Here is a 22,048-nt window from a genome sequence, read left to right on the forward strand (position 1 = left end):
AAAGTTCTCGACACATGTTTTAGAGTACGATGAATCTCTTGATCGTTGGAACCCTATAGACAGTGTTATTGCAACTTATGACGAGACTATTGATCCAGACGATCCGATGGCTGATCCCAATAGGGGGCATCGGACGTATCATAATACCCCTTTTAAGAGGTACGCTCTTGCTTCAGATGGAAAGCATCTTTTTGTTGCGGGAGATAGCCCTGTTTATCCGGCGGTGTATATGGGCGATTATGGGGCTCCCTATGGGTTTGAAGAAAAGGGGTGGAAGTTCGTGAAGGGCAATTTTTGCGATAATTTGAAATGCATGTCGACCGCAGCTACTTACGATATGGAAGCGATAGGCGACACCCTGTATCTGGCTAATTGGAGTGGCGTTTTGAAATTTCCTCTGGCAGACTTGGATAGTGCTATAGCCAAGGAAGAATCATTCCCTAGAGTGAAATAGGACTGTTTTTTTCCAAAAACAAGAAACCCGACTCTCTGCGAGCCGGGTTTCTTTTTTATAAAGCGATTTCCGTTAGTCTACTACGCAGCGGACGCTTCCGTATTGGGTGTCGTCAATCTTTGATTTCCCGTGCGGGAAGGCGTAAAGGTTCCTGTTGATCCAGTCGCGTGTATATTTGTGGCCGTAGTCGGAACCGATGTAGTGGGCGTCGAAGTTCAGTTTGTCCCATTTGAGGTTGTAGAACGAATTGCTGGGTGGATAGGTCCCAGGGAATGTGATGCTTAGCCCGGTTTCGTTGCTGTTGTGGCTGTATTCGCCGTCGAAATCGTCAACGATGTAGCTGCTTACCAGGTCTTTGTTGTAATCGTACATCTGGTAGAGGGTGTAGTATTCGTCGTAGGTTGCTAGGTGCGAACCCGGCGGGCAGTTGCCCTGCCAGTGTCCGGCAGGTATCGAATCCCCTTCGGCAAGCGCCTGCTTGTGGGTGTAGAGCCTTCCGTAAAGGTTACAGTAATATAGCGAGTCTTCGTAGCAGAGGGAGCCTTCGAGCGCGTAGTTTAGGTTTTCGGCAAACCAGACGACTCCGTCGATATCGATGGTCTTGTAGTATTGCCCGTCGCGGGTGTCTTGGAATATGCCGTATTCCTTTTCTGGGTTCAGGAGTATCCACGAAGGCTTGTAGACGGAATCGGTGGCGCGGTCGCGGATGACTCCGTCTATGCAGTTGTATTTTTTGCCGTCGTACTGGTGCCCGTAACAGACATCGTAGGCAACGTCATCCTGGCAGAATTGCTTGGTGTAGTCGATGTATTTCCCGCCGCACTTGAGGGTGTTGCTGAGGCAGCGTACGGAGAGCCTGGTGTCGGGTTCGCCGTTGATGAAACATGTCCTTGTAGGCGAAGCGTTCTTGCTTCCCCTGCAGAATGGGTTCGTGTCTCCGTATTCGGACTGGGGAGCGGTAGAGTCTACTTTAGAGGTGGGGTGCGGGTCGAACTTGAAGAAGACCATCGTACTGTAGTTGCCGAAGTCGTGCGTGGAGGTCCAGAAGTTTTCGTCGGTTCCGGTTCCGTTGCCGCTCTCGACGGGCTTGGCGTTGAACCCATATTCGTCGGTGCCGTTCCAGTCATCGTAGGCGGGCATGTTCGGCCAGCCGGTAGTGCTCTTGAGTTTCTGGCCGGCGATATCGTCGCCGCCGGCGTAGGCGACAAGCGTCTTGAATTCGGCGGAGGAGGGGAGGTGGAAACCTTCTGGGCAGATTTTCTGGGCTTCCTGGGAAACGTACAGGCTGGAATCGCCGTACTTCAGGTCTTCGGCCATCCAGATCTGTGAACCGATGGTGACAAGCTTGTAGGTCTTGCCGTCGCGGGAGTCGGTGAAGGAATCGCCGGGGGAGGCAAGTCCCGTATCGGAAGAGGAACTTTCTTCCGGGCTCTCCGAGGATTCCGGGTTAGTAGACGACGAGGAGTTTGCGGTTTCCGATGTGCCGGAAGAGAGCTTCGTGTCGGCCGATGATTTTGCGTCCTCGCTGGACGAGGACTTTGCCTTGTCCGAAGAGGAGTCGATGGTTTCGGAGCTTTCGGGCTCTTCGGGGGTATCTACCGAGGCGGAGTCGGTACAGGCGGTAATCGCCAAAGAGAGAAATGCTGCAAGGGGAAGGGCTTTTTTGAACATGATTTTCTTCTTCATAGGGAAATTCTCCGCATTGCAATATAGAAAAACTCGGGTACGGGGAAAGGCTCCTGTTTCCTGCTGAAAACACGAAATGCGCCCGCAGTTGCTCCTTTACGGCGCATTTTTAGGTATATTCAGGGTATGAGTGTATACAAGAATGTTTTTTATTCAGGCGCGGTCATGGCTGCGCTTTCTCTGTCTGCGGTTACCGCTTCTGCGGGCCCACTCGTGAACCAGCTGGGTTATTACCCCGAAGCCGAAAAGAGCGTTGTCTACCCGGGCAACGATGCGAACGGCCTCGAAGTGCGTGACCTGAACGGCAAGACGGTGCTCAAGCTCGACGCCCCTGACGTGTACGACTGGGATTACAGCGGCGAGGAAGTGCAGACTTTTGATATCTCGGCGATCAAGACTCCGGGAACCTACCGCCTGTTCCGCGGCGGCGCCTATGTGGGCAACCCGATTACGGTCGGGAAGAATGTTTACGAAGACCTGGTGAAGGCTAGCCTCAAGTGGTTCTACTACCAGCGCGCGAGCATGCCGCTCTTGCCGCAGTATGCGGGCAAGTGGGCGCGCGCCGCGGGCCACATGGATGACAAGGTTATCATTTACGGTTCCGACAAGGTGACCGGCGGCAAGGGCGCCGGGAAGGTCATCAATTCCGCCCGTGGCTGGTACGATGCCGGCGACTACGGCAAGTATATCGTGAACTCCGGCATTACCGTGTTCACCCTGCTCGAGATTTACGAGCACTTCCCGAAGTACATGGATTCGCTTACCTGGAACATTCCGCGCGAATTCCCGAAGTACCCGGAACTGCTCGAAGAAATCCGCTACAACCTGGACTGGATGCTCACCCTGCAGGACAAGGACGGCGGTGTTTACCACAAGGTGACGACGCTGAAGTTCGGCGGGAGCGTGCTGCCCGAAGACGATGTCGCGCCGCGCTATGCGATTATCAAGAACATGCCCGCGTCGCTTGACTTTGCCGCCGTGATGGCGCAGGCGAGCGTGGTCTACAGGAATATCGACAAGGCCTACGCCGACAAGATGCTCAAGGCGGCGGAAAGCGCTTACGCCTGGGCGAAGAAGAACCCGAAGGCGATTTACAAGCAGCCTGCCGACGTGCAGACGGGTGGCTACGTGCCCGGTGACGAAGACGGCAAGGACGAATTCCGTTTTGCCGCCGCTGAACTCTACCGCGCGACCAAGAAGAAGAACTACCAGGACGACCTGAAGAAGAATCCGTTCACGGCGAATGGCGCCTGGTGGGGCGATGTGAACATGCTCTCCGCGTTCCGCGTGGCGCTCGATTCTACAGTATTCGACAAGGACCTCGTCGCTGCCGCGAAGAAGGTCGTGATGACCGAGGCGAACAACCTGCGTGCCGTGGGCGACACGAGCGCCTACCGCCTGCCCGCTTTCCCGTGGAGCTGGAACTGGGGCTCCAACAGCGCGATGGCGAACAACGGCATGGTGCTGGTACACGCCTACCTGCTTACGGGTGACAAGAGCTACCTGGATGGCGCACAGCAGTGCCTCGATTACTTGCTCGGCAAGAACCCGATGGACATTACCTACGTGACGGGATTCGGTTACAGGAGCCCGCGCAACCCGCACCACCGCCCGAGCGAATCTGACTTGGTGGACGATCCGGTGCCCGGCATGCTCGTGGGTGGCCCGCATTTGGGCAAGCAGGATATCAACCTGGACGGCAAGGAACATTGGAAGTGCCCGAACTATGCCGCCGCCGACAAGCCGGCGCTCGCCTACATCGACGACCGCTGCAGCTATGCGACCAACGAGGTGGCCATCAACTGGAACGCGCCGCTCGCGTACTTGGCTGCCGCTCTCGAGGCGATTTACAGCAAGTAACGATAAACGGCTTTTAAAACCGGCCGCCCCGTTTTATATGCGACGGGTGCGGCTTCTTTATGCAACAAGGCGTTGCATAAAGAAATAAAAAATCTAAACTTTTATAAAAACTTGGGATTTTGATTGAAAAATAACACTTTTGTTGCATAGAACTATTGACAATCGGCTTTCCGGGATGTATAATTATAGATGATGAGACCGATTGTCGAATATTCCGATTTCCGCCAGTACATGCGGGACTACTACGAGGAGCGCAAGCGCTGTTCGGTGTTCTCGTGGCGTGAATTCTCGAAACTCGCGGGCTTTACCTCGTCTTCGTACATGAAGGTGGTCTGCGACGGCAAGAGCAAGCTGAGCCGTGTCGGGGTGGAACGTACGGGACAGGCCATGGGCCTCGTCGGGTTCGAGATGGAATATTTCCGCGCCATGGTCGAGTTCGGCCAAAGCGAGACCGAGTTTAAGAAGAAGGCGGCTTACGAGAACATGCTGGCCATCGCCAAGGCCCACAAGGTCCGCGTGATGGAAGGCGACCTGTTCGAATTTTACGATTCCTGGCACAACCCGGTGGTGCGCGAACTCGCCCCGCTGATGCCGGGCGCCACTCCCGGCGATATGGGGAAGATGTGCTGTCCCGAGGTCACTGCGGCGGATGTGCAGAAGAGCCTGAGTTTCCTTACGAGGGCGGGGCTCCTGAAAAAGGCCGGGAACGACGCCTTCGTGCAGGCCGAGGCCTCGATCGTGGGGACACCGGATGCGACCCGGCTCGCGCTTCGGGGAATGCACGGTCAGATGTCTAGGCTCGCGACGTCCGCGGTTGAGCTCCCTGTGGACGAGCGCCATTTTAGCGGAATCACCATGGGGCTTTCGCGCAGGAGTTACGAACGCATCGCCAGCCTGATTGATGAATTCCGCCGTCAGGTTATCGCCGTTGCCGCCGAAGACAAGGATATCGACCAGGTTTACCGCCTGAACATGCAGCTTTTCCCCTTGAGCAGGAAAGTGAAGGAGTGTGAAAATGAAAAAGCTTGATTTGTGCATTCCTTTTGTGTTTGTGGTCGCGATTGCATCTTGCCTGTGCACGGGATGCGGGGTCTTTGGTCTTGCGGGTACGGCCGAAGAACCGAACGAATTTACGGCGGATAATCCGACGAGTAGCTCGTCTCCGTCGTTCGTTCAGCCGGAAATGTCGAGCGAAATGGTGCCCACGCCGCGCTATTCTTCGGGCGGTGAACTTTCTGGGCCGAATGAATTTGAATCATCATTGAAGGAGCGCTACCTCGCGCAGTTCGGGATAGGTACCCTCCGGTTTGACGGGCGAGTTCTTTCCGCCAGGGCGACGCAAAGTTGCATCAGTTCTTCGCAAGCATGCGATCCTGACGTTGAAATGGAATTTGAAGGCCCGTGGCCCCACCGGCTTGATGAACGCAATATCGGCACAGTGGAAAAGTTCTTCCCGGAAGCGGCCGGGGAATATGCGGATCTGGTCGACGCCGTGAGGGACGGTTCCGCAAGTGATGATTGCGGGTTGTATGTGATGGCGGTCGATAGCGATTCGAGATTTGCCGCGTTCGTGCTTGCCGGCATCGCGAAGGATACGGTCTCCGTGTTCGATATTGCGGCGCCAAATTGCAAGGAGGCTGCGGAATATACGGAAATCGGCTTCCTGTTCCGCTATTGCGGTGAAATCGATGAGCGTCCTGAAATCGTGCACAAGACTGTTGACGTCGATATGCCTGCGGACAAATGTCCGGACCTGCAGTCGGAATGGGTCTTGAAAAGATGAAATTTTTGGGAAGATAAATTGGAATCTAAAGAAGGAGTGAAACTATGAAACAGAAAATAATGGTGTTGGGAGCCGCCACGATTTTTGCCGCGCTTGCGCTTGCTGCCTGTGACGACGCCAATGTAAGTGGGCCAGACCGCACGCCGAGTTCTTCGTCGCACACGCCGAGTTCATCGTCGGTCGTAAGCTCCAGTTCGACTGAACCTGATGGCGAATGCGTCCACGTTAATCACAAGTGCAATGATTGCGAAGGCCCCGATTGCCCTGTTTATGTTCAGCCTTGCAACGCATGCGATAATTTTGGCATGAAGGCTGTAGAATGCGGTTCGGGAGAGGCCTATGTGTGCCTGGGCATTTGGACCGAAGAACGCGAAATCTATGACGAAAATTTCTATTGCGGGGAGATTGCGCCATACCCGTGCATGGAAGATGGAGAAACATGCGGGTACAGGCCTTGCAATCCTGATGGCCCGCGAAACAAGCAGGATTGCTTCACGGGGGAAAATTACGAGTGCGAGTCCGGTTACTGGCTGCCTGTCGAAAGATGCCGCAGCATTACCGACCAAGGCAATCAGCTTGCGCCGCATTCCTGCGATGTCGAACTTGAGGTTGCCAAGGATTGCGCCAAGGGCTTTTACATGATGTGCGCCAATGGATATTGGCTTGAAGCGCCGGATTGCGACCGCAGCGCGAGCAGGTGCGGGTACGACGACAACAAACTTTGCAATGAATTCGACCTCAGGGATTTCTGCAAAGACGATCGCGTGGATAGCGCAAATCATGATAACGGCCTGTTGGACCAAGGAAACGGAGCTGACGATTCCGGCCTGGAATCCTGCCTCCACATCACCGATAACGAGTGCGTGCGGACGAAAATGTGCAGCATGACTCCGTGCATGTCAGGGACCACGGCGGTCGATTGCGCGAATCATGCGGATTATGTCTGTGACGGGGGAGTCTGGATGCGTTTGTCCGATACTGATTCGACCGCGACGGAATAGGAACAATAAATCTTTTCTTTTGTTGCTCCTTCACGGAGCAATTTTTGTCTACGAAAAGTATATATTGATATAGATGGAGGAATTATGAAAGGAAAGGTTTCTTTTGTGATTGCGGCCCTGGCACTTGCTTTTTTGCAGGCGCCGGTTTTTGCGGCGGGCCTCGTAAAGCAGAAAATCGACACGACGGATGCGATGGCGACGCTCGCGAATTACGACCGCGGATTCTATACGCCGCAGGTTCTGCACTTGAAACCTTCGGGTGGCAAGCCGATCGGTAAGCCGTGGGCAAAGCTTTTGCACCTGCGCGCCGAAATATCGGAATTTAGCAGCCATGCTTGGCTGGGCATCGATACCACCGGCGGCAAGAACGATACCACCTGGGGCAAGAACCAGGACTTGACCGAAGACGCCCTGAATGTGCTGCAGGAATCGCTTGACAGCATCCGCGCGAATAGGGGCTTTGCTGTCGTGCGCATCTGTTACGACCCGTGGTACAACGGCCGCAGCAACGTGACGCCGGATCATGAGTGGGTACTGAAGCACGTGAAACAGCTTGCTCCCGTGCTCTCGAAAAATACCGATGTGATTGTGGCGCTCGAGATGGGAATGCACGGCGCCTACGGCGAGATGCACAGCGATACGAACATCACGTACGACCGCATTGCCGAAGCGACGAACCTGATGCTGCGCAGCACACCGCCCGAACTGAAAATCCTGACGCGCACGGGCAACTACTCGGCGAAGGTGCTGGGGTTTGACAACTGGGGAGTCGACTTCCATATAGACGGCGAGAAGTTTGCCGAAATCGCGAAGGCGAAAGGCGACACCATGTACCGCGTGGGAATGTTCAACGACGGCTACTTGGGAACGCAATACGATTACGGTACGTGGGGTGCCGACTGCAAGACGTCCATTTGCCGCGAAGAGGGAGTGGCCTGGCTCGAGAAGTACGGCATCAACACGCCCTACGGTGGCGAGGCGCTCACGACGGCCGAAAATTACCAGGTCATCAATACGCCGGAGTTCCTCTCTTACGAGGGCTTCCGCACGCATACGAGTTACCTGAACATCCAGTGGAACAACAACCTGATCGACAGCTGGAAAAAGACGCCGTTCAACGTCAAGGATTTCGATTACGATTTTGAGCGCGTCGATTCGCTCACGGGTTTCAAGTACATCAACGACCATCTGGGCTACCGCTTCGTGCTGCGCGAAGCCTGGATTACGGATACGGTGGGCGCCGACGGCATTTTCAAGGCGAAGGTGCGCATCCAGAACGTGGGCTTTGGTAATTTGACGTGGAAAGCTCCAGTCCGGCTTGCCGTTTTGACGGACTTGGAAGGAACTGATTTGTTGATTTGTCCGATGCCCACGTATTACGACTTGCCGGACATCGATTCCCGCGATATCCATAGCCGTACCATATCGATTGCGGGCGGCGATACCGTGATGACGTTCGACGGCAATAACGAAATTGAGATTTCGACCAAATTGAATATACGGGGCAAAGGGCGTTACCAGGTGTATCTGAAGATTGGCGATATTCAGTTCGCCAATCACGAAGTTTCCGGCATAGGGTCTTGTGGCGAAGAGCGGCCTGCCGCTTACTTGGGCAAGGTCTATTATGATGAGGACATTAAGACTTCGATTCCGCGCGCATTGACGACTCGTGATTCGCAAAAGCAGAACGCCCCCTTCGTGCAGAGGGTGCGCCACAATGCGATTGTCCGCGATGGTGAAAAATCCTACCGCCTGAATGGAGCGAAGGTTCTGAAAAAATAAAGCCCGCGGGCATTAAATCTGCGCGGACTTGAAATGTGTGGACGCAAAAACTGTGCGTGCGATTGCCCCGTTTGGGAATGCGCGGGGCATGACTGCGCTTAGGGAATCGCTTCCATAATCAGGCCGGTGGTGAGCAGTTCCGGTAACACGACCTGCTTGCTTATGTCTCCCTTCGGATAAATCGCGTAGGCGGGCACGCCGGATTTTCCCATGCTGCGCAGCAGTTCGTTCACCTCGGGCGTTTCGCGGGTCCAGTCCGCCTTCATGCGCACGACTCCCGCGCTGTCCATCGCTTTGCGGAATTCTTCGCGATCGAGAACTGCGGCTTCGTTCGTCTTGCAGGTAAGGCACCAGTCGGCGGTCGCGTCTATGAAGATGGTCTTGCCGGCCTTCGCGAATTCGGCGACGAGTTCCGGTGAGTAGCGGTACCACCCGCCTTCGAGCACCTGCTGGGCCATGCGGGCTTCGAAGCGTTCGTTCAGGTTTTGCTCGTATTGCGGTGCAAAGTAGGCGAACCAACTGAAAACAAATGCGATGGCGCCTATGATGAGTATTCGCATTTCACCGGCGAACGAAGAACCCGGAGGTGCAAATTTGCCGAGGGCAAAACTGAAGACGACGGTCGCGAGGATGATGCCTACAAAGAGCGCGACGCCCATTCCGCCGGCCTGCTCGTTCACGATCCACAGGAGCCAAGCGACGGTGGCGAGCAAGAGCACGCCCATCACTTTCTGGAGCGTTACCATCCACTGGCCCGGTTTCGGGAACACCTTCAGCACGGCGGGGAATACGCTCACCAGCAGGTAGGGGAGCGCGAGCCCGAGCCCTGCGGCGGTAAAGAACAAAAAGAGCACGGGTGTCGATGCGGTAAAGGCGAATCCCATCGCGGTCCCGAGGAAGGGAGCGGAGCAGGGGGTGCTCAGAAGGACGAGCAGCGCTCCGGTGAAGAACGCCCCGACAAGTCCCGACTTGTGGCCCGCGGCGTCCATCTTCGTGGTGGCCGATCCCGGGAGCCAGATTTCAAAGACCCCGAAGAAGCTCATCGCGAATGCCGTGAGGATGATGGCCATGAAGGCGATGAAACCCGCGCTCTGGAACTGCATTCCCCAGCCGGCAGCTCCGCCGCCGGCCTTGATGGCGGCAACGATTCCGGCGAGAATCCAGAAGCTTGCGAGGATGCCTGCGGTCGTCGAGAGTCCGAGCGCGAGCAGGCGCTTGCGGGATTCGCCCGCCTGCTTGATGAGACTGAAGAGCTTGAGCGAGAGCACCGGCAGTACGCACGGCATCAGGTTCAGGATGATGCCCCCGAGCAACGCGAAGAACAGCAGGAGTGCCGCGGCGGCGGCGCCTTTGTTACCGGCAAAGCCTTCGTTGCCAGCAAAGCCGTTTAATTCCTGTGCGGTCCCTGGGTCCGCTCCGTCATCGTTTTTTTTTAAGCCGGAGGCTCCGATGCCCGAACGGCTCCCGATGCGGATGTCCACGCTCGCGGGCGCGAGGCAGATGGAATTGTCGCAGGCCTGGTAATGGAATGTCGCGTTCGTGGTGAGGCTGTCGTAACCGTCCGCAACGGCGGTCACGGGAATCTTTATCTGGAAATGTCCCTTGAACACGAGGTTTTCAAATTCAAGGACTTCGTTGTATTCCTTGATGGGTTCGGGCCAAACGGGTTCGCCGAATTCGATTCCGCGGGCTGCGATTTCGATGGAAGACGGCTTCAGGAATTCGTCGGCTGCGACGTTCGCGTTCACATGCCAGTTGTCCGGAATTACGATGTCGACGATGACGGAAGATTCCTTGGAAAGTGCCCCTGCGGTGTAGTGGAGCGCCGCCTCGGGCGGCTCCATCGCGTTCATGTTGAATTCTTGGGCCTGCACTTTGGTAACAGCCGTTGACAAAATGCAAAGAAAAATTGCGAAAAAGCAACTAATGGTTGCATAATTTTTTCGGGTCTTGAAAATCGCACTGATATTCATAAATTTTCGCTTAAATCTTTGGTTTGGACAATGTTTAATCATTCGGAACAAAAAATAGAATATCGCAAGTCGATCGAGGAACTCTGGCGGCGGTATTCGGAAACAATCTACAAATTATGCGTCGTGCGGTGCAACTCTGCCGAAGAAGCGAAGGACTTGTTCCAGACCGTGGCGTTGAAATTCTGCGAAAACATTGAACAGCTGTCGGACAGGGAAGACATGCTGCCGTGGTTGATTTCGGTCATGCGGCATACGCATTTGGATTTGCGAATCGAGAAAAACCGTACGCTGTGCATGTCGGGATATCAGGGCTGCTATTCGGAGTATGCCTCCTTCTGCGAGGAGGAATCCATGTTTTATGAGGGCAGGCCCGCTTCTGAATTGCTGTACGCGATGGAAAAGACGCTCGAGCGGGTGACGCCCCTCGAACGGATGCTCGTGGAGATGAAATTTTACGGCGGGTTCTCGGTTCGGGAACTGAGCAATATTTTTGGCCTTTCCGAAAATGCTGTCCGGAAACGCCGCTTTGCCGCCCTGCGAAAAATGAAGCGCATGATGGAAGAATGGTTCGAACCGACGAAAATGGCGCAATAAAGAGGCAAAACCGCTTTTCTCGCGGGCGATAAATTCGTAATTTTACATTGTGAAGTTTTTATTGAGTATATTGGCCCTTTTCGGGGGCTTTATGTTTGCGTTCGCCGCGGATGCGTGGCACAATTATTCTGTACCGTTCCCTATACGGGATGCAGTCCCCGCCGATGAGGATGGCGTCTGGCTTGCGACCGAAGGCGGCGTGAGGTACAGGGATAGCGTGAACGATTACGTCTTTACTCCGGCGAATGGCTTGGAGGCTTCGAATTTCTATGGAATCGCCAACACGCCGATAGGGGTGTACGCGGTTTCTGAATATGGCTTGATCGCCCGCATGAACGATGACTTTGCTTCGTGGAAAGTCCTGAACAGGTCTTTTGCCGCGGGTAACGTCCGTGTTGTTCCCGGGATGGTCGAATATGCGGATGGCGTCCTGGTAATCGCCTTCGAAAACAAGGTCGCCTTCATCGATCTGGAATCCGGACGCTCTATAATTTCGGTCGACCACATCGGTGACGTGGTCCTTTCCGTGTATGGTCCGGAAAAGATTGAAATCCGTGGCGATTCCCTGTATGTATCGACGCTCGTCGGCACCTTGGCCCGTCGCATGGACTGGAAACACCTGGCGGACGATGTGCGCCTTGTGGACCCGGAAACATGGAAGCGGGTGAAGAATGTGTGCCTGCATTGCCGTGATTCCCTGAAGGTCGTTGTCGATGGCGTGACCCTCAAGGACCCCCTTCTTTACAGCGACGGCAAGAGCAGCGTCCTGTGGCAGTTCAAGGAAGGTGACAAGACTTATCTGGTGGGGCGGGAATTTGTCGCCACCTACAGCAAAAAGAAACAGAAACTGACGGACTTGACGGACTATATTCCGTTCAAGCTTAACGGGGCTTACGTAGTTCAGGCGATACCGGAAGGCGGCGTGATTGCGGCTTCGGTCGACGGCTACATGTCCGTGTATACGGGCAAATTCTGGTACGATCCCGTGATGGTGTATCTGGGGTACCCGGCCGGCGCGGAAACGTATAATTACCGGCTGAAAAATTTGTCGATACTGCCGAGAGGCTTTGTCGTGGCACATATATGGGGCACGGGCCTTCACCTCTATTGGTCGCTGGGGCAGCAGCCGTTCTTCGATGCGCTTCCGGGTGTAGGGAACTGCTTGAGCGAGTATGACGAAAATTTCTCTGTGGTTGTCGGTACCACGGTCGCTCCCGATGGGAGCGGATTTCTGGCGGCAACCTCGGCGCCGGATCGGTATGGTATCGATTTCCTCTCTCCTGACGCGAATCTCAGCTGCGCATCCGAGGTCGGAAGCCATTCGATTGCGGGCCCGATGGCCGCACGCCTGGATTCCGCGACGCAGGATTGGATTGTGTATGTCTCTTACCGCACCGAAGGCGACTTTAGCGCCTTTTCTTCTGGAGGTCTCGATATTGTTCGCTTCCCGTCTCCCTCAAAGAACGGCGGGCGCCTGCTCAATCCCGAGTTGAAAACGCTGGAGGGCCTTGAGGGCAATACTCTTATCGACATGGCTGTTGACGAAGAGAACGAAGTCTTGTGGTTCGTGACGGCTACCGGAATAGGATACGTGGAATTCGACAGGGATACGATTCGGAAGCCGCTCTCGATTAACGGGATGCTTGGCGCGGAATATACGTCGATAGACGTGGACCCGCATGGCAACATCTGGGTCGGAACGGCAATGCAGGGCATATACCGCCTGGAACGCCGTAACGGGTCGTTCGATACATTGTCTGCGACGCACTTTACTATGGTCGACGGCCTTTTGAACAATATGGTCCTGGATTTGTCTATCGACAAGAAGAACGGGGCGATATGGGCCGCTCACGAAAACGGGGTTACGAGTTACCACCGCAATGACTTGCGCAGGGCCAAGACCTTCATGACGGATTCCGCCGATGCCGAAATCAAGGTGTACCCCATTCCGTTCAATCCGCACTTGCAGCGGTTCCTGACTATAGACCACATATCGGAAGATGCCCGAGTCGACATCTACAATCGTGGAGGTTCCCTGATTCGCTCGTTTGCCGGTGACGAGGTTGCTGGCGGTCGACTTGAATGGGACGGCAAGGGCAAAAACGACAGGTATGTGACGCCGGGCGTGTATTTTTACGTTGTTCGCACGTCGTCCAAGGTTAAGAGGGGCAAGTTTATCATTAAACGCTGATGGGGGTGAGTATGTTCGCGAAAAAGACATTCGTTTCCTTGGCGGCTTTGTTGGTCGTGGCTGCCGTGACGTTTATATTCCAGGCCTGCGCTGGCGAACGCCAGGGGCTCGTGTGTTCCGAAATCCAGTATAGGCTCGATACGCAGACTTATTCCCCGGACCAGCGCGCCTATATCGAAAATGAATTGAACGAGTGCCGTGCGGAAGAGGCGAGAAAACGCGGCGAGGATGCCCAGATCAGGCAGGGCATTTACGAACGATATGCAGCGAGCGGCATTGCCGATACCACTTCGGCGGATTCGAGTTCCGGTGATATTTCCGTTTCGAAGGCGCTGGAGGATTCTTCGGCGGCTGCTACGGTGAGCATCTACGAGCGCTACAAGGCGGTCGACACGACGGGCACGTCTGCTCCGGGCGCTGACGCTGCCGAACCGGCCGATACTTCCGCTGCCGAAGCAGGCAGTTTCCAGTAGGGCGGTTCCCGTAGATGGCACGCATCCAGACACTTGCGGGAGAATGGTTTGAACCGGACCTGCCGGGACGCCTCCTGAAGATTGCGGGCGATATCCGCGATGCGGGTGGCCGCGCCTTCTTGGTGGGCGGCTGGGTCCGCGACGCGCTTTTGGGAAAGTCTTGCCGCGATTACGATGTCGAAGTGTACGACATGGCGCAGGACGCCCTGGTGCCCATCCTTTCGAAGTATGGCCGCACGAACCTGGTCGGGAAGGCTTTCGGCGTGATTCACCTCGCCATGAAGGGGCTTTCGCTCGACTTCTCGTTCCCGCGCACCGAAAGCAAGGTGGGCTACGGGCATCGCGGTTTCGTGGTGCATACCGACGAGAAGCTCAGTTTCAAGGAGGCGGCGCTCCGGCGCGACTTCACCATCAACGCGATGGGCATGGAACTGCCGGAACTCACGCTGTGCGACCCTTATAACGGGATTGGCGACCTGAAGGAGCGCGTATTGCGCCACGTGGGTCCCGCCTTCGCGGAAGATTCCCTGCGCATATTGCGCGGGGTGCAGTTTGCGAGCCGCTTCGGGTGCACGCTCGCGCCCGAGACCGTTGAACTCTGCCGTACGCTCTCGCTTGATGACCTGAGTGTGGAACGCCTGTTCGAGGAATTCAAGAAGTGGCTCCTGAAGCCGGGCAAGCCTTCGCTCGGGCTCCGCGCCTTTTTGGACATTAAGCTCGACGGATACTTCCCCGAAATCCGCCCGTTCGAAGGTTCCTGGGAGACGCTCGGCGAAATCCTCGACAATATGGTGGAATTGCGGGATTGCAGCGGCCTTTCCGACAGCCAGAAAATGGATTTCGCTTTTGCCGCGCTTCTTGCGGGGAGTGCGGGAACGTCCCTCGATTTTCTCGGACGTATTACCAATGAAACGCACCTGCTGAAGAATGTCCCGTTGCAGTTGCAGGCGCTCCGGCAGCTTGACGAAGGCATCGTAAACGACATTCCGGCGCTCCGCCGTCTGGCTGTAAAGCTGGATGGGCTCAGGCCGCTTTGCCTGCTGGTGCAGAGCATCCCGTGCCGTTTCTTCAAATCGCCTGATTTTGCGAAATGCTTGTGGAAATCCGCCGGCGAATACAGCCTGCTCGAAGCCGCCCCGCAGCCCTACCTCACAGGCAAGATGCTCATGGACCTGGGCGTAAAGCCCGGCAGGCAGATGGGCGAAATCATCAAGCAGAGTTTTGAACTGCAGCTTGACGGCAAGATTGCTAGTGCTGAAGACGCAGTTGCTTGGGCGATGAGCTTTCAGCAGTGATTTTTTTGAACTTAGAGCTTAGATAAGTTCCTAGTTCTGAGTTACTAGGATTGCATTTACCGAGAAGATTCTTGATAAAAGCTATACTAGTAACTAGGAACTACTAACTATTAACTGCCGCTATACAAAACTTGGCAACTTGTTGCCTAGTTGCTGTTATCCACTATGTGGAGAAGCGGCTCACTTCCAGCGGAACATTCCCGTAATGCCCGCGGGCACGGCGAACACTATCATCGGAATCTGGATGAGTTCTGTCGGCAAGAAGGCGAACATCTTGCGCTTGGAATGCAGTTTCCAGGACGCAATCATCAGGAATACGAAATCCACGACGATTTTGGGCGCGATGCTGAAAACGCACCACTGCCACGGGAAGTCCAGGAAGGCGACGCACCACGGGCTTATGAACATCCAGATGTAATACGTGTAGATGAGCGTGAGCAGCAAGACGTAGGCCTTGCTCTCGTAGTTCGTGCCGTTGCTGCTCCAGCGGGCGCGCTGGTTGAACAGCTGCTTCCACGTGTGTACCGGCGCGGTCTCTATTACGGCGTCCTTGTCCAGGTTGTAGCAGACCTTGGTGCCGGGAATCTTCATCATCTTGTGGATGAGCATGTCGTCGTCGCCGCTCGAGAGGTTGATGAGGTCGCCAAATCCGCCCACCTTGAAGAACAGTTCCTTCTTGTAGGCGAGGCATGCGGCGCTCGCGACGATCGGGTGTCCCCAGCTGAACCCGGCGGCTTCCATCGCGGTGTAGCCGAGGGTTTCGAGTTTCTGGTAAAGGTGCGGCATGGTGCGGCTGCCGTTGTTCTGCTTCGGCCCCTGCACGATGCATATCCCGTCCACGAACCGGCCCGCCATCGCGGTTATCCAGCTCTTGCGTGGGATACAGTCGGCGTCCATCGTCAAAAGCACTTCGTTTTTCGCGATTTTGAACGCGCTTTCGAGGGCCCGCTTCTTGGGACTAGCGATTACGGGCAAATCGGGGGAGAGGCTGAGCACGCGGAACTTCGGGTGCGTCGCGGCGAATTTCTCGAGAATCTCGCGGGTGGAATCCGTGGAGCGGTCATCCACGCAGATGACTTCCCATTCGCCGGCGTAGTCCTGTTCGGCCAGCGCTTCGAGCGTGCGTTGCGCAAATTCCTCTTCGTTCCTCATTGGGACCACTACCGAGACGCTCGGGGTCGCTTTCGGCCCCTTGTAACGGTGCGTGCGGACAAGCCCTATTATGAAGAATAGGAACAGGAGCACGTAGAGTGCGGTGAGGCATGCGATGATAATACCGCCCATGCGCGCAAATGTAGTAAAAAGAGTTCTTCGTTCTAAGTTCCCAGTTCCTAGAGTGAGCCTGCTTTTTTCTAAATTACCACTAGTAACTCGTAACTAGTAACTGGTAACTGCGCCTTTGGCGCATGCATATTATGATTCACCCGTCCGCATTTGTGAGCCCGCAAGCCAAAGTCCACGAAACAGCCTCTATTGGCCCGTGGTGCCTAGTGGACTGCGGTGCGGAGATAGGGGAAAACGTGGTTCTCGAGTCCCGCGTGCACGTTTACGGCGGGGTCTCCGTCGGCGCGAACACCCATGTCTATGACGGGGCCATCCTCGGCGCTCCTCCGCAAGATTTGAAATATGCGGGTGAGCCGACACGCCTCAGCATTGGCGAAAACTGCACCATCCGCGAGTACTGTACGCTCAACCGCGGTACGGTCCAGGGGGGCGGCTGCACGCGCGTTGCAGACAAAGTATTGGTCATGGCTTACTCGCACATCGCACACGATTGCGACATCCGCGAAGGTGTCGTCATCGCGAACGGCTGCCAGATTGGCGGGCACGTGCGAATCGGCGAATATGCGACCCTCGGGGGCGTTACCGGAATCCAGCAGCGTAACCAGGTGGGCGCCTATGCCTTCGTGGGCGGCACGCACAAGGTGGACCGCGACGTGCCCCCCTGCACCAAGGCGTACGGGAGCCCCATCCGCTTCGGCGGGCTCAACCTGCATGCGCTCCGCTTGCACCCGGACCTGTTCCCCGAAGAGCGTGTCGAGGCGCTTTCCCGCGCTTACCGGGAACTCTACCGCAGCGGCCGCCCCGTATCCGAGGTTGTCGAGGAACTGAAAAAAGGCCCGGAACTCCTGTTCCAAGCCTTTTTCGACGAGCATTGGGGCGGCACTCTCGTTCGCCCGTAGCTAAAGCTTCTTTAGATGGTCGGGAACGCCTTTACTGTGTAGGCGTCGAACGTCTTTTTCATTTCGGGGAACCATTCACCGGCTTCCTGGTTGTAAGCCTGGAACCCGCTGGTCTTGCCGTAGGCCCAGTAGTGCCAGCTGATGCCGTAGCTTTCGGCGGCCTTGATGACGTACTGTGTCCATTGCGCGCGCATGGCTTCGCTCGGGGCATCAGCTCCGCATTTCGAACCATTGCGGCCGATTGCGCCGAATTCGCCCATGTTCATGGGAACGCCGTGTGTGCCGTCTGTATCGGGGTAGTACGCTTTGGCGGAATCGACATACGATTTGAAATCCCTTCCAATCTGGGTCAGGTCGGAGCTCGTGATTCCCGCTCCGCAGGGGTACGTGGTGGCGGTACCCTGGTGGGTGAACTCATAGGGATCGTAGTAGTGACCGCTCACGATGATGTTGCCGTCCTGGGGAAGGTCGAGCTGCTTGATGGCGGCGAACTTGGAGTAGCCGTTGCCCTCGAACATGATGGTCTTGGTCTGGGTTACGGCGCGGATGGCGTTGTAGCAGGCCGTCATGATGGCGTTCACGGTCGAACTCTTCTTGATGTCGTGCGGTTCGTTCATGATTTCGTAGACGAGCAGGCTATCCGGGAATTCGTTCAGCGCTGCCGCCACCTGGGTCCACATGATGACGAACCTGTTCAGTTCTTCGTTGAAGGCCACGGGATCGTCCTCGTAGTGTACCGCGGCGTAGTTCATGTCGTTGTAATGGTGGAAATTGACGATAACCGCAAGTCCGAGGCTGTGCGCGATTGCGATGTCTTCCTTGACGCCGGCGAGGCGCAGCGGGTCGATGTTGCCGTCGATATCGGCATCCTGTTCCCAACGTACGGGAAGGCGCACGGAATTGAAACCGGCTGCCTTGATAATCTGGAAGTCCTCGTCCTTGATGCAGTTGCCCCAGCCGCAGTCAGCGTTCGCGCCGGTGCCAACGGATTCCCAGGAGTTGCCGAGGTTGATGCCGTGGCCGAGCCTCTGGTTCATGGCTCTGCCCTTGGAGTAGTCGACCGCCGGGTGGCTCTTGGTATTCTTGTCATCGTTTTCCGAAGCCTGGTTTAGACCCCCGCCGCCTGAGTTGCAGCCTGCGAGGATTAATGCGGTCGAAAGAGCGATAATGTATTTGTAAAAAAGCATGGATCACCTGTCGTTGGTAGTTCTATACTGAAATTTAGACATATTCGTCCTTGTAGGGATATGTTTTTAAAATAATTCGGTTACGATAGTAAACGAGTGATAATTTGTAAAATGTGAAAAAAACATGTTTTTTACCACATCATTTGTCATGTTTACACGTATGAGTACACTTTTTCAAAAAAAAAGGTAGTACAATGTCCAAAAAACAAGTTATATTGTAAGCCATTGAATTTGGAGATTTTGTACCATATGAAATCACATCTGCAGACCATCATCTGGAAGTGCGCCGTGGGCTCGCTTCTTCTTGCGTCTTTCTCCTTTGCGAGTTTCAGCGACTTTAGGGATAGAGATAATTCCCGCTTCGTTACACGCGAGGCTAAACCTTTCCGTCCAGACAAGGACGTGGTAAGCGTCGTCATGCGCGAAGCCATCCCCCGCGGCGGTGGATATACCTACCAGTACCCGCGTGAAAACCCTGAACCGATCCTCACGGATAAGTACGCCATGGAAGGTGCTCTTTCCATGGAAATTGAGCTTATCGCGAGCGACTATTCCGGTGTGGCTATCTGTATTGCCGGTTCCGTGGACCTTACCCCCTATTTTGAGGAAGGCGTCCTCGAGTTCTGGATCAAGGGCGACAAGGGCGGTGAAAACGCTCTGTTCGTGCTCGTCGACGACGGCGTGAAGAGCAACGGTGAATCCCTTCAGGTGAAGCTCCGCTCCAAGAGCCTCGGTGAAATCACCACCGAATGGAAGCATTTCAGCATTCCGCTCAAGCTGTTCGGCAAGACCGGTGTGTACTGGGACGCGAAGAACACCCGCGAAGTCATGCTCCCGTTCTCTTGGGAAAACTTCAAGGGCTTCCGTCTCGAAGTCCGCAAGGATGAGAACGAGTCCTTCAAGGTCTGGATTGACGATATCGTAATCAAGAAGCACGGCAAGGCTTACGAAGGCCCGGCCAACTACCCGTTCCGCAACGCAATTTAAGAGGTCCCCATGCGTAAATTACCGTTACTCTTTACGACTTTGCTTTGCTCTTCCCTCGCTTTTGCGCAGGAAACCGAAGATGCGCTGGATGCTAGCGTCCCTGAGACCGAAGCGGTTGAAGAAGCCGCTCCTGCCGAGGAAGCTGTTGCCTCTGAAGAATCTGCTCCTGCTGAAGAAGCCGCTCCCGCCGAGGAAGCCGTTGCTTCTGAAGAATCTGCTCCTGCCGAAGAAGCCGCTCCGGTAGAGGAAGCCGCTGCCGAGGAACCGGCTGTCGAGGAAGCCGCTCCGGTTGAAGAAGCCGCGGCCGAACCGGCACCCGAGGAAGCCCCCAAGAAGGAATTCGCTTCGGCTGCACCTACGGCAGTACCTGCCGCCGTGGTCGACGCTCCGGCAACCAAGCCTGCCGAAGAACAGTTGAAGACCATCGAAGACAATATGGACAATATTGCCGAAAACATGGAATCCACGCTGATGGGCAAGGATGACGCCCCTCTCGCTGTTTCCGGTTTCATGGCGTTCCGTCTCAAGAACTTCCACTATTCCGAACCTTCCGAGTACTTTGCTAGCGATAAGGCTCGTACCTCTGTCGACGCTATGTTCAAGGCGAACATTGTCGCGATGCCGAACTCCTACATGACCCTCTGGACGAACCTCACGTTCCCGTTCGACCTCTCGGGTTTCTTCTCTAACAACCTCGGTTCTCAGCCGACCAACGTGCCCACGTCTAACGAACGCGTGCTGTTCGACCACTCTACCGACTACTACTCCTCCACGATCGATGAAGAAATGAACTTCGGTATCGATATCCGTGCTGGCGTGTTCGGTGCCTATGTCACGGCGGGCGGCGTCATCTGGGCGAACTCTTCTCCGCTCACCATGTGGGAGCGCGAAACCATGCCCCGCTTTGGTTGGGTGTACGAAACCTTCGAAGACGAAAAGACTGTTAGCACCTACTACAAGGAAAAGGTGTTCAAGCCGGTCAAGGAAGGCGGCCGTGCCTTCTGGACCAACCGCTCCTTCGGTGGCGTTTTCCTGAGTGTTTACCAGTTGCCGTTCGACTTGACCGCCCAGGCGATGGTGTCCCAGCCGGCTGACATGGACGTCGGTACTCGTGACGGTCTGCGCATGTACGGTGGCCAGCCGGGTGAACTCGAAATGTCCGGTGACTATGATCTCCGCGGCGCCGTCTACCATGGCCGCATTGCGAAGAACAAGATTGCCGAGAACCTGACAATCGGTGCCAACTACATGGGCGTCGTCTTTGACGAGGCTGTCGTGTACGAACCGGAATTCTACGGCCAGTACAATGCGTTGAGTGTTGATCCTTACATCATGAACACGCATGTGGCCTCCATCGACTTCAAGGGCAATGTCACCCCGAAGCTCTACCTCATGGCCGACGTGGCCTTGAGCTTGACGGATTCCCTCAAGTTCTACAAGGGTGAAGGTGCCAAGCATAACTCCGGCTACCAGGAAGACACTTACAAAACGAAATGGAACACTCCGCAGGTCGGTGTGTACGTGAAGGCCCAGAGCAAGTACCTCGAAGGCTGGCCGATGACTCTCGAAGCCATCTTCCTCCAGAAGGACTTCTACTCTCCGTTCTCCATGTCCAACCCCTCTCGCTTCCTTGCTTGGCGCAAGGATGAATTCGCCCTCAACTCCGGTTCTATGCGCTATACCCCCAACATGGCGGGTCTTAACCTGAAGATCGAACCGGAATTCAACCGCGGACACCTCGATATCCAGTACGGCTTGCACAGCCAGGTCGAAGAGGGTGACGACGTGTTGCTCTTCAACTACCGCTTGAACGGCCGCAACCTCTGGGAATCTTCGAACTCTTGGACCAAGCACAAGCCGCTCTTCTGGGCCGACTCGGGTAACGCTATTTACAACGGCTACGTGGAACGTGCCGGTGTGCTCACTCCGGGTGTCGGCGTGAAGATGACCCGCCAGCAGGGTGGTCTCCGCGGTGGTACGTGGGAAATGTGGGAAACCTTCGTCGCTTACGAAAATGCCCAGCAGATTCAGGACTCCGTTGTCCCGAGCCACACCAAGTGGTCCAGCTACCTCTCCCTCGCGGGCGGCTATGATATCGGCCACTGGTTCGGTACCGACAGGAACATCGTGATGAGCGGTTATGCCTCTATTTCCGGTGTCTCCAAGACTATTGCCCCGATTGCTTACAGCGAATCTCAGAGTGACATGCTCTTGTGGAGCTTCTACGGTCAGCTTGAACCCGCCATCGCGGTGACGCCGACCTTCCACCTTGTGGGCATCCTCGGTCTCGAATCGTTCCGTTCCGAATACGGCTACATCATCGACTATGCGTCCAACAACATCGAAAAGTCCACTCCGAAGAAGCCGACGCATTACAACGATGTGAACACGATGCTGTACCGCAAGGCTCCTATCAATTACCTCGAAACGGCTCTCGGTCTCGGTTTCGACTGGAACTTTGCCGACCGTGCCGGTATCCATGTCCGCTACAAGTGGGCTACACATTCCGACGAGACGGAGCCTGACAACGATTGGAAGGGCCATTACATCTACGCCGAAACTAAAGTATGGTTCTAATGGAGGCGCGATAAGAGTATGA

At 55.4% G+C, this 22,048-nt stretch carries 17 protein-coding genes; 13 read left to right on the plus strand and 4 right to left on the minus strand.

Features of this window, described 5'->3' with window-relative positions:
* Positions 1–454 (plus strand): hypothetical protein (locus IK012_RS05835; RefSeq protein ID WP_290951803.1); only part of this gene is annotated, 454 nt, incomplete at its 5' end.
* Between the two features lie 72 nt (positions 455–526).
* On the opposite strand, the gene IK012_RS05840 is transcribed toward IK012_RS05835, so the two are convergent.
* Entirely contained in the window at positions 527–2,140 is a 1,614-nt protein-coding gene (locus tag IK012_RS05840) for an FISUMP domain-containing protein (protein WP_290951806.1), read from the minus strand.
* Between the two features lie 126 nt (positions 2,141–2,266).
* Between IK012_RS05840 and IK012_RS05845 the strand changes: the two genes are divergently transcribed.
* The 5 genes from IK012_RS05845 (at position 2,267) to IK012_RS05865 (ending at position 8,566) form a co-directional block, all read left to right on the plus strand.
* Positions 2,267–4,000 (plus strand): glycoside hydrolase family 9 protein, encoded by a 1,734-nt coding sequence (locus tag IK012_RS05845; protein ID WP_290951809.1) that lies wholly within the window; start codon positions 2,267–2,269, stop codon positions 3,998–4,000.
* A gap of 189 nt (positions 4,001–4,189) precedes the next feature.
* Entirely contained in the window at positions 4,190–5,029 is an 840-nt protein-coding gene (locus IK012_RS05850) for a TIGR02147 family protein (RefSeq protein WP_367273781.1), read from the plus strand.
* Complete coding sequence (locus IK012_RS05855; protein ID WP_290951812.1) at positions 5,016–5,783, plus strand: hypothetical protein; 768 nt, start codon at positions 5,016–5,018, stop codon at positions 5,781–5,783. Before IK012_RS05850 ends, IK012_RS05855 begins: the two co-directional genes overlap by 14 nt.
* Positions 5,784–5,827: 44 nt before the next feature.
* Positions 5,828–6,784 (plus strand): hypothetical protein, encoded by a 957-nt coding sequence (locus tag IK012_RS05860; protein WP_290951815.1) that lies wholly within the window; start codon positions 5,828–5,830, stop codon positions 6,782–6,784.
* An 84-nt stretch (positions 6,785–6,868) separates the two neighbouring features.
* Positions 6,869–8,566, plus strand: a complete 1,698-nt coding sequence (locus tag IK012_RS05865) for a DUF4832 domain-containing protein (protein ID WP_290951817.1) — start codon at positions 6,869–6,871, stop codon at positions 8,564–8,566.
* A 98-nt stretch (positions 8,567–8,664) separates the two neighbouring features.
* Here the strand turns inward: IK012_RS05865 and IK012_RS05870 are convergent, their stop codons facing one another.
* On the minus strand, positions 8,665–10,461 hold the full coding sequence (locus IK012_RS05870) for a thioredoxin family protein (RefSeq protein WP_290951820.1): 1,797 nt from the start codon (positions 10,459–10,461) through the stop codon (positions 8,665–8,667).
* Positions 10,462–10,569: 108 nt separating this feature from the next.
* On the opposite strand from IK012_RS05870, the gene IK012_RS05875 reads away from it, so the two are divergent.
* The 4 genes from IK012_RS05875 to IK012_RS05890 all read left to right on the plus strand — a co-directional run bounded on the left by IK012_RS05875 (position 10,570) and on the right by IK012_RS05890 (position 15,092).
* Positions 10,570–11,133 carry a sigma-70 family RNA polymerase sigma factor gene (locus IK012_RS05875; protein ID WP_290951822.1) on the plus strand — a complete coding sequence of 188 codons (564 nt, stop codon included), beginning with the start codon at positions 10,570–10,572 and terminating at the stop codon, positions 11,131–11,133.
* Positions 11,134–11,224: 91 nt separating this feature from the next.
* Entirely contained in the window at positions 11,225–13,324 is a 2,100-nt protein-coding gene (locus tag IK012_RS05880; RefSeq protein ID WP_290951824.1) for a T9SS type A sorting domain-containing protein, read from the plus strand.
* A gap of 11 nt (positions 13,325–13,335) precedes the next feature.
* Positions 13,336–13,797 carry a hypothetical protein gene (locus tag IK012_RS05885; protein ID WP_290951825.1) on the plus strand — a complete coding sequence of 154 codons (462 nt, stop codon included), beginning with the start codon at positions 13,336–13,338 and terminating at the stop codon, positions 13,795–13,797.
* A gap of 14 nt (positions 13,798–13,811) precedes the next feature.
* Positions 13,812–15,092 carry a CCA tRNA nucleotidyltransferase gene (locus tag IK012_RS05890; RefSeq protein ID WP_290951827.1) on the plus strand — a complete coding sequence of 427 codons (1,281 nt, stop codon included), beginning with the start codon at positions 13,812–13,814 and terminating at the stop codon, positions 15,090–15,092.
* Between the two features lie 180 nt (positions 15,093–15,272).
* On the opposite strand, the gene IK012_RS05895 is transcribed toward IK012_RS05890, so the two are convergent.
* On the minus strand, positions 15,273–16,376 hold the full coding sequence (locus IK012_RS05895) for a glycosyltransferase (RefSeq protein WP_290951829.1): 1,104 nt from the start codon (positions 16,374–16,376) through the stop codon (positions 15,273–15,275).
* 122 nt (positions 16,377–16,498) lie between these two features.
* On the opposite strand from IK012_RS05895, the gene lpxA reads away from it, so the two are divergent.
* Positions 16,499–17,275, plus strand: a complete 777-nt coding sequence (lpxA, locus tag IK012_RS05900; RefSeq protein WP_290951831.1) for an acyl-ACP--UDP-N-acetylglucosamine O-acyltransferase — start codon at positions 16,499–16,501, stop codon at positions 17,273–17,275.
* An 11-nt stretch (positions 17,276–17,286) separates the two neighbouring features.
* Here the strand turns inward: lpxA and IK012_RS05905 are convergent, their stop codons facing one another.
* The gene (locus tag IK012_RS05905; protein WP_290951833.1) at positions 17,287–18,462 is read right to left on the minus strand and encodes a glycoside hydrolase family 5 protein; all 1,176 of its coding nucleotides are present in this window, start codon (positions 18,460–18,462) and stop codon (positions 17,287–17,289) included.
* Between the two features lie 249 nt (positions 18,463–18,711).
* Between IK012_RS05905 and IK012_RS05910 the strand changes: the two genes are divergently transcribed.
* Positions 18,712–19,449 carry a carbohydrate binding domain-containing protein gene (locus IK012_RS05910; RefSeq protein WP_290951836.1) on the plus strand — a complete coding sequence of 246 codons (738 nt, stop codon included), beginning with the start codon at positions 18,712–18,714 and terminating at the stop codon, positions 19,447–19,449.
* A 9-nt stretch (positions 19,450–19,458) separates the two neighbouring features.
* Positions 19,459–22,026: a hypothetical protein gene (locus IK012_RS05915; RefSeq protein WP_290951839.1), complete on the plus strand. Its 2,568-nt coding sequence runs from the start codon at positions 19,459–19,461 to the stop codon at positions 22,024–22,026.
* The last annotated feature ends 22 nt before the right edge of the window (positions 22,027–22,048 follow it).

It is taken from the genome of Fibrobacter sp. (assembly GCF_017551775.1).
GTDB lineage: Bacteria > Fibrobacterota > Fibrobacteria > Fibrobacterales > Fibrobacteraceae > Fibrobacter.

Bases quoted from the DNA above. Each gene is read 5' to 3' on its own strand.
- IK012_RS05840 (WP_290951806.1), bottom strand. From the start codon at position 2,140: ATGAAGAAGAAAATCATGTTCAAAAAAGCCCTTCCCCTTGCAGCATTT.
- IK012_RS05845 (WP_290951809.1), top strand. From the start codon at position 2,267: ATGAGTGTATACAAGAATGTTTTTTATTCAGGCGCGGTCATGGCTGCG.
- IK012_RS05850 (WP_367273781.1), top strand. From the start codon at position 4,190: ATGATGAGACCGATTGTCGAATATTCCGATTTCCGCCAGTACATGCGG.
- IK012_RS05855 (WP_290951812.1), top strand. From the start codon at position 5,016: ATGAAAAAGCTTGATTTGTGCATTCCTTTTGTGTTTGTGGTCGCGATT.
- IK012_RS05860 (WP_290951815.1), top strand. From the start codon at position 5,828: ATGAAACAGAAAATAATGGTGTTGGGAGCCGCCACGATTTTTGCCGCG.
- IK012_RS05865 (WP_290951817.1), top strand. From the start codon at position 6,869: ATGAAAGGAAAGGTTTCTTTTGTGATTGCGGCCCTGGCACTTGCTTTT.
- IK012_RS05875 (WP_290951822.1), top strand. From the start codon at position 10,570: ATGTTTAATCATTCGGAACAAAAAATAGAATATCGCAAGTCGATCGAG.
- IK012_RS05880 (WP_290951824.1), top strand. From the start codon at position 11,225: ATGTTTGCGTTCGCCGCGGATGCGTGGCACAATTATTCTGTACCGTTC.
- IK012_RS05885 (WP_290951825.1), top strand. From the start codon at position 13,336: ATGTTCGCGAAAAAGACATTCGTTTCCTTGGCGGCTTTGTTGGTCGTG.
- IK012_RS05890 (WP_290951827.1), top strand. From the start codon at position 13,812: ATGGCACGCATCCAGACACTTGCGGGAGAATGGTTTGAACCGGACCTG.
- IK012_RS05895 (WP_290951829.1), bottom strand. From the start codon at position 16,376: ATGGGCGGTATTATCATCGCATGCCTCACCGCACTCTACGTGCTCCTG.
- lpxA (WP_290951831.1), top strand. From the start codon at position 16,499: ATGCATATTATGATTCACCCGTCCGCATTTGTGAGCCCGCAAGCCAAA.
- IK012_RS05905 (WP_290951833.1), bottom strand. From the start codon at position 18,462: ATGCTTTTTTACAAATACATTATCGCTCTTTCGACCGCATTAATCCTC.
- IK012_RS05910 (WP_290951836.1), top strand. From the start codon at position 18,712: ATGAAATCACATCTGCAGACCATCATCTGGAAGTGCGCCGTGGGCTCG.
- IK012_RS05915 (WP_290951839.1), top strand. From the start codon at position 19,459: ATGCGTAAATTACCGTTACTCTTTACGACTTTGCTTTGCTCTTCCCTC.